This window comes from Acetobacterium bakii, assembly GCF_001263355.1.
GTDB lineage: Bacteria > Bacillota > Clostridia > Eubacteriales > Eubacteriaceae > Acetobacterium > Acetobacterium bakii.
In genome coordinates this window covers 1-7,141 of record NZ_LGYO01000074.1, presented here as the reverse complement: position 1 = coordinate 7,141, position 7,141 = coordinate 1, and the positions used below count along the sequence as shown (strand labels likewise).

Annotated in this window: 7 protein-coding genes; 4 read left to right on the top strand and 3 right to left on the bottom strand. The window is 42.9% G+C overall.

The window, feature by feature from the left end:
• The first annotated feature begins 153 nt into the window (after window positions 1-153).
• From AKG39_RS18800 to AKG39_RS18785, 4 genes are all read left to right on the top strand, one after another.
• Window positions 154-1,707 (top strand): PucR family transcriptional regulator, encoded by a 1,554-nt coding sequence (locus tag AKG39_RS18800; protein WP_050741949.1) that lies wholly within the window; start codon window positions 154-156, stop codon window positions 1,705-1,707.
• 78 nt (window positions 1,708-1,785) lie between these two features.
• Complete coding sequence (locus tag AKG39_RS18795; RefSeq protein WP_050741948.1) at window positions 1,786-2,403, top strand: GTP-binding protein; 618 nt, start codon at window positions 1,786-1,788, stop codon at window positions 2,401-2,403.
• A 62-nt stretch (window positions 2,404-2,465) separates the two neighbouring features.
• Window positions 2,466-2,972: a hypothetical protein gene (locus AKG39_RS18790; protein WP_050741947.1), complete on the top strand. Its 507-nt coding sequence runs from the start codon at window positions 2,466-2,468 to the stop codon at window positions 2,970-2,972.
• A gap of 227 nt (window positions 2,973-3,199) precedes the next feature.
• A complete protein-coding gene (locus AKG39_RS18785; protein WP_050741946.1) occupies window positions 3,200-3,724 on the top strand; it encodes a DUF2284 domain-containing protein in 525 nt (174 codons plus the stop codon).
• 151 nt (window positions 3,725-3,875) lie between these two features.
• On the opposite strand, the gene AKG39_RS18780 is transcribed toward AKG39_RS18785, so the two are convergent.
• From AKG39_RS18780 to AKG39_RS18770, 3 genes are all read right to left on the bottom strand, one after another.
• The gene (locus AKG39_RS18780; protein ID WP_050741945.1) at window positions 3,876-4,469 is read right to left on the bottom strand and encodes a TetR/AcrR family transcriptional regulator; all 594 of its coding nucleotides are present in this window, start codon (window positions 4,467-4,469) and stop codon (window positions 3,876-3,878) included.
• Between the two features lie 82 nt (window positions 4,470-4,551).
• Window positions 4,552-5,787 (bottom strand): CaiB/BaiF CoA transferase family protein, encoded by a 1,236-nt coding sequence (locus AKG39_RS18775; RefSeq protein ID WP_050741944.1) that lies wholly within the window; start codon window positions 5,785-5,787, stop codon window positions 4,552-4,554.
• 206 nt (window positions 5,788-5,993) lie between these two features.
• Window positions 5,994-7,141: thiolase family protein (locus AKG39_RS18770; RefSeq protein ID WP_050741943.1), on the bottom strand; the 1,148-nt coding region annotated here is incomplete at its 5' end.

Here is a 7,141-nt window from a genome sequence, read left to right as displayed (position 1 = left end):
CACGAAACAATTTTTACACTGTACGGCGTACAGGCTACCGCCTGTTCGCCTACACGTTACAAAATTGTTTGTGAAACCGATAGCAAAGCAATAATTGTTCGTTTTTTTGAACTTTGTTATATTGCTTAAAAACTATGCGATTCAGAGGTGATTATGAGACTTTCTCAGGACATGATCTATTACTGGCTTGTTAAAAAGCTGCCCGTACGATTCGAAAAAAAGAGTGAAACGGAAATCAGGTTTAAGCGTCCGGTGTTCTATGAAGCAGCACTGGAAATTTCTGAAACCGTGGTCATCATTGATGGCGACGGTCTTAAAACCCTGATCGAAAACCGAAATCACGGTGCCAATACACTCTTCTTATGTACCGAAAAGCCAAGCCGCTCATTAAAGACGATTGAAGGATCAGTGATGGTAATGGACTCCGCTATTTCGGCGGTCTCGCTTTTCAATTACCTCCAGGATGTTTATAATCGGTTCGATCAGTGGGATGAACGGCTGAATCAGATCTACTATGAAAATGGCAGTTTTCAGGACCTGATTGACAGCTGTGAACCGATTCTGTCTGAGCAGATTCTTCTGGTGGATAAGAAATTTCAATATACCGCCTACTCCAAATCCATCGATAATATTTTGAATGATTCTCCTTTTATGGATGAAAACAAGTTTTCCCTTCCGGAAGTGGTAAACGATTTTATATCCGATTCCAGTTTTCAGGCATTGTACGACTTACCGGATGTCTTTGATTATGCCATGGCTACAACCTCCGGGGCGGAAGAAATGATCTGCAGGAATTTTTTTGATCAGAGCGAATATGTCGGAAGATTTGTCATCATGCTTGAGACTAATAGTGCCGATTTCGTAAAAATTTATGTCCGGACCATTCTGATCCATTTATTTATCACCGCGGATAAGCTCTACCAAAAATACCAGTCCTTTAACTTGAAGGAAGTGGCCCTGAACAGCCTTCGGGAACCGTTGATGCATATGCTTCAGTTTGAGCAGAATTCCGATGAGCAATGGAAAAAAGCAGCCGTGGAAAACGGCTGGAAAGAAACCGATCATCTCCAACTGATCCAGTTCCGGTCCAATACTCGGTATTCCAAAAATGTCTATACCGACTATCTCAGCTCGGAAATTGAGAATCAGTGGCAGGGGTGTGTCTGTCTGAATTTCAGGGAGCGGTTGCTCATGCTCATTAATCTGGATCAGTTCAAGTCAGCCAATGACAAGGACTTTTACCGCCAACTCCCCTATTTTCTCAGGGATAGTCTGCTGATTGCCGGGTTAAGCCGGGGTTTTTCGGAGGTAACTGACTTGAGAGCGGCCTTCGAACAGACAGAAATTGCCCTGGATTTCGGGACCCGTGACCAGCCTATGTTCTGGAGTTATCGGTTTGATGACTATGCCTTTGGTTATCTTTTGAAAAACAGCCCGGGATCCTTTGAAATGCATCAGATCTGCAGCGAAAAACTGCTGGCTCTCAGAAAATACGATGCTGAGAAGCATACGGAGTATTATAAAACACTGTTGACCTATTTTGACTGCCGCCTCAATGCAGCCGCGGCAGCAAAAAAGCTGTATATCCATCGCAGTTCTTTCCTCAGCCGATTGGATCGCATGGAAGAACTGTTTAAAATTAATTTTGATTCCAACGACGAACTGCTTTATCTGGGTTTGTCGCTGTTGATTATGGAACGTAATTAGCCTGGGTTTCGTAACATTCCCATACCGACGAATTTTTAATTTATATAATTTACTATTGAAAAAAGAAAGGGTTTACGAATGAAAGTCATTATATTAGGAGGATTTCTGGGATCCGGTAAAACCAGTGTGTTGCTACAGCTGTCTCAATTTCTGGTTTCCCGATCCCCAAAAGAGGAAGGCACCACGCCGGTGGTGATTGTCGAAAATGAAATCGGTGGCGTCGGAGTTGATAACCTGCTGCTGGAAAACCAGGGGCTCACCGTCAAAAATCTGTTTGCCGGTTGTGCCTGCTGCACATCCTCGGCGCAGCTTGAGGATACGGTTTCGTTTCTGAAAAAAGAATGCAATCCCCACTGGATTATTATTGAAGCAACCGGTCTGGCTTATCCCGATAAGATCAAGCACACCGTAGAATCTGCCTTTGGTGTGGAAACCGGGATTATTACCATTGTCGATGCAACGCGTTGGTTCCGTCTGATTGCTGCCATGGAGCCCTTTGTTTCCGGCCAGCTGGAAAACGCCAGGGGTGTGCTGGTGAATAAAATCGATTGTGTGGATGAAGCTTGTATCGATGCAGTCATCGAAAGCTTAAAAACCTATAACCCGACCATCCCCTGCCACCCGATCTCCGCCATCACTAAGCTCACCGATGTTTTCTGGGTAACGCTGCTGGGCAGTCTGCTGAAAAGACCGTGATAGCTAACTTTATCGAACACTTAAAAATTAACTGCAAAAAATCGAAAGGATGGAAATAAGAAATGAAACATGAACAGCACGAGCATAACGGGGAGCCCTGTTCCTGTGGCCATGATCACAGCGAGCCCCATCAACATCATGACCGCCGCAAAGATGCCGCAGAACCCTGCGCCTGTGGCCACGATCACAGCCAACACCCTGCCCCTCATGAAAATCAACATGAGAAATATATTCCTGAGGAACTCTCGATTACCCATCATGAAAATGCTGTGATTGTCTCAGCCGAGCGTGAGATTAGCGGAGATTACACCCGGATCAAAGAAGCCCTGTCCATTGGACTCAAATCGCTGGCAGGCTGGGTTGAAAACCAAAATGGTCTGGTTGGGCACATTAAGGCCCATCTTTCGGAAAAAGGTGGCAGTGCCATGCTCTCCACCACCGGTGACGAGGTCCAGATCAGGGAAACCGCTAACCCCGGGGTATTGATTAATCTGGCTGTCATTGTCTTTGTTGAAAATGAAGTGGGCCTGACTGACCAGGTATCCAAAATGCTGAAACAGTTATGCTGAACTGAGATCAAAGACTGTTAAATATCATACCAGGAGATGCTTCGTCTGTGTTTATAATATATTCTGATTATGATGTTAATCATTTGATTCCTACTGAAAAAATTTTATATATTTGTAGCATCCCGTTGTTGTTTGCTGTAGAATAAAAAAGTAACTGTTTGCTGAATATGATTGATTATAAAAATACGGCTGCGTGTTTTAATCTCAAGATAATCAATGGAGGAACAATGTTAAGAGACAAAATTATAACCGCAATCAATGAGGTCGGTTTCGACGAATACAAAGAAATTTCATCATCCGACATTATTTTTGCTGACGCTGTGTTTGCCAGCTGCAAAACAAATACCTGTGGCAATTATGGGCAAAACCACTCCTGCCCGCCGCTTTCAGGCGATATGGAAATCAATAAGCAGCGGTTCTTAAATTATGATCATGCCATTATTCTCAATAAAATTATGTTTCTTGGGGAATACTATGAAAAAATGGAATCCAGCATGACTGAAGTCTTTGGATTCTTGAATGAACTGCGCGGCAAACTTGAAGATGAACCGATTATGATTGCCGGTCCCGGCGGCTGCGATCTTTGCAAAGAATGTTCAGCCAAAGCATCCGAACCCTGCCGTTTTCCAGAAAAGAAACGTTATTCCATGGAAGGCAGCGGCATGGATATTGTGACCATGTCAAGAAAACTCGGCATGACTTATAATGCCGGAGACAAGAACGTCGGCTTTTTTATGATGGTACTTTATTAAAAGAATCTGAGAAATTTCAGTTAAATCATTTCACATTAAAAAAGCGTCTGAACCCCACAATATACTGTCTGATACGACAAAAACTCATGAGCTGCTTTCCGTTTCGGGAAGCAATCCATGAGTTTTATTTTTATCGCTTAGCTGTATCAATTCAAGCCGGTGTTGAACTCATGATGAATCTGAGAAAATATTTGTTATATAGCTCGTATTTTTCTTCCAGACTGTAACTTCCATTTCTTCTTGACCAATCGAAAGCGAATCCTCGAAGAAAGATGACAAATATTTCGGTTATTTGTTTGGCACTGATATCTGTAATAAACTGGCCCTTCTCCTGCCCTCTTGTAATTATTTCCAACGGGATGCTAAAGAAAGTTCTCTCAAATTCTTGTTCTATGCCTTCAGGGGTGTAAGGCAATGGAACCGAGCTGATTAAACCAGCCATAACATATCCGGTGCTGTTGATTTGACTGATCGAAAGCCTGCCAAACTCTAACAGATTTTCCAGCTCATCGTCATGTGTCAGTTTATCAACTGCCTGTTCTTCTAAATATAGATCTATTTGGCCCAGAATTTCACTGATCAGGGCATTCTTTTCACTAAAATAATGATAGAAGGTCCCCACGGAAATTCCCGCGGTGTCGCAAATCATTCTGACCGTTAAATTATCAAACTCATATTCTTCCATGAGTTTAAGAACTGCATCCACTATTGCTTTTCTCTTTAAAAGTTGCTTATTTTTAACCAATGTTTACTCTCCTATCTGCTTTGTTAATATTTTATCAGATAAGCAAAACAAAGTCAAACATCATTCTAAAAGACAGTTCTAGTTATTTATTTTTGATGTCGTTCCATTCAACGAAAATTTTCTTTTCTTTCAATGCGCTTATTTCTTCGTCATTATAACCTAATTCCATCAACACTTCCTGGCTATGTTCACCAATATAGGGTCCTCTTGTATATTCTGGCAGTCCCATTTCTTTGAATTTAATGGGCTGTCGCAGCAATGTTCGGGTATTTCCGTTATCATATTTCAGCGAACAGAGGAAATCATTTGCCCATGCCTGCTCATCTTCTAATATTTCTTCCCAGAGCTGGGCAATAGCAAAAGGAATGTCTTCTTTGACAAATATTTCTTTATGCTCTGCTACTGTTTTTGTTTCCATGTAGTCATTAACGAGATCGTAGATATATTTTGAATTGTCTCCCAGATTTTCAAAATGACAATATTTCGGATCATCCTTCAATTCTAGTTTCCCGATTATTTCCATGAATTTTGGAAAGAAAACATTGTATGGCGGCATCGCCAGCTGGATCAATCGTTCATCACTGGTTTTGAAGGCATTCATAAATGGATTCAGCATATCTCTTTTATTGATGGGATATCGGGTTCCATACTGAGCCGATTGAACCAGTAAACCCAGAGCGTAAATTGCACAGTGGTAGAGGCTGACGGTTACCTTTTCACCCTGACCTGTTTTTTCCGCCTTATAAAGCGAGGACATAATACCTGCTGACAGATATAGGCCAGCCTGATGATCGCCTAAGCCGGCGACAAGATTCATTGGGTCTGAGCCCTTTTCATAAAGCGTCCCAAGCCATCCGCCTCTGGCGAAAAAAGCCGTGAAGTCAAATCCTGGCAAATCTTTATCTGGTCCCATTTCGCCATAACCGGTCAGTTGTGCGTAAACTAATTTAGGGTAATTGACTTTTAATGTATCATAATCAAGTCCAGCTCTGATTAACGCGTCACTGCGCCAGTTTGTGATAAAGATATCTGCTTCATCCAACATTTTAAACAGGACATCTTTTCCTGCCTGGTCTTTTAAATTTAAGGCAATGCCTTTTTTTCCGGCATTTTCCAGATCCCATGTGGTATCCTCATAGGGATCAGAGGGTCTGCCTTCACTGGGGGCAGTGGTTCTCAGTGGATCACCACCAAATCCTTCGATTTTTATTACACTTGCACCTAAATCAGCAAAATATCGTCCCGCACATGGTGCTGCGACATAGGTTGCCAATTCAACTACCTTAATTCCTTTAAAAACATTTTCTTGAGAACTCACTGTTCTACCTCCGATAATTACATTTCTTTTTTACATCCAACATCTTTCGAAAATGTTATTCTATATTTTTGTCTGTTTTTTTTTTATGAACCTCAAACCAATGCCGATGCCGCCACCCATTGGGAGAGACCGTACATCTTCAGGTTATAATACCGGAATGCGCCCTGTGTGAATGGCTTCAGGGCGCATCCTGGTGTGAAATAAAACTAGCTGACTTTTACAATGATGGCAGCAGCTGAATCACCAGCCGCACATCCGCAGGCCAATACATATCCGCCGCCTTTGATAACGGCTTCTTCAATGCCTTCCATCAGCAGTCGGGCAATTGTTGGGCCCTGAGGATGACCAAATACCAGTGACGTTCCGTAATTGTTGATTCGCGACTGTTCGATTCCCAATACTTTTCCCAAATGAAGGTCATTTGCAATAAAAGGACTATGGTTTTTAATGGCCACCAAATCCTCGATGCCAATACCAGCATTATCCAGTGCCATTTGTACGGCACCTGCCGGAGCGGCTGGCATGAAAGCTTTTTTGGTGCGATTATAACCATAGGAAATGACTTGTACCGTTACTTTATCGGTGCTTAATGCCGCTGCTTTTTGCTTGGTGGTAATGATCATCCCGGTATTTCCATCAGCTGGGTGCGTTTGCGAACCGAAGGTATGAATGCCGCCTTCAGCAACCGGTCGCAGTCTTTCCAGACCTTCTTTTGAGGTCTTTGAGATCCCTTCATCTTCGCTGATGATCAGCGTACTTTTTCTTGATTTCAGTTCGATGGGGAACATGTATTTCTTTTGAAAGGCGCGATCATTTGCCAGAGCATCGGCATATTGTTCATATCGCATTAAGGTCACTTCATCGGCTTCTTCTCTCGTGAAGCCAAATTCTCTGGCCACATTTTCGGCGGTGTTGAGCATACCGGTACCAGTGGAAGGATCACGGTTGATGTTGTCCATATTGACATTTTCCGACAGCACTTCCCCACCCGGTCCCTGAGGGTTTGGCCAGATAATATGCGGGGCATTTGAAATTCTGTCCGTCATCATGCAATACGCTGTTGAAAGATTGCCTGTTTCAACGGCCAAAGCAGCTGAGTACATGGTGTTGGTGGAAGTCGCGCAGGCGTGACTGATGGACATTCCGGGAATATTTAATCCCATTTCGTTAGCCGCCCAGGATGCGCCAAAGAAAGATCCTGGCTGAATAATGGTATGTCCGAGATAAAGGAATTCGATCATCTGCAGATCTAAACCCTTTGCTTCGAAAAACCGTTTACTTGTATCCGCTGCCAGTTTAATCGAGTTTTCATTCTGAAGACTTCCCTGCCATTTACAAAATGGTGTGCTGAAAT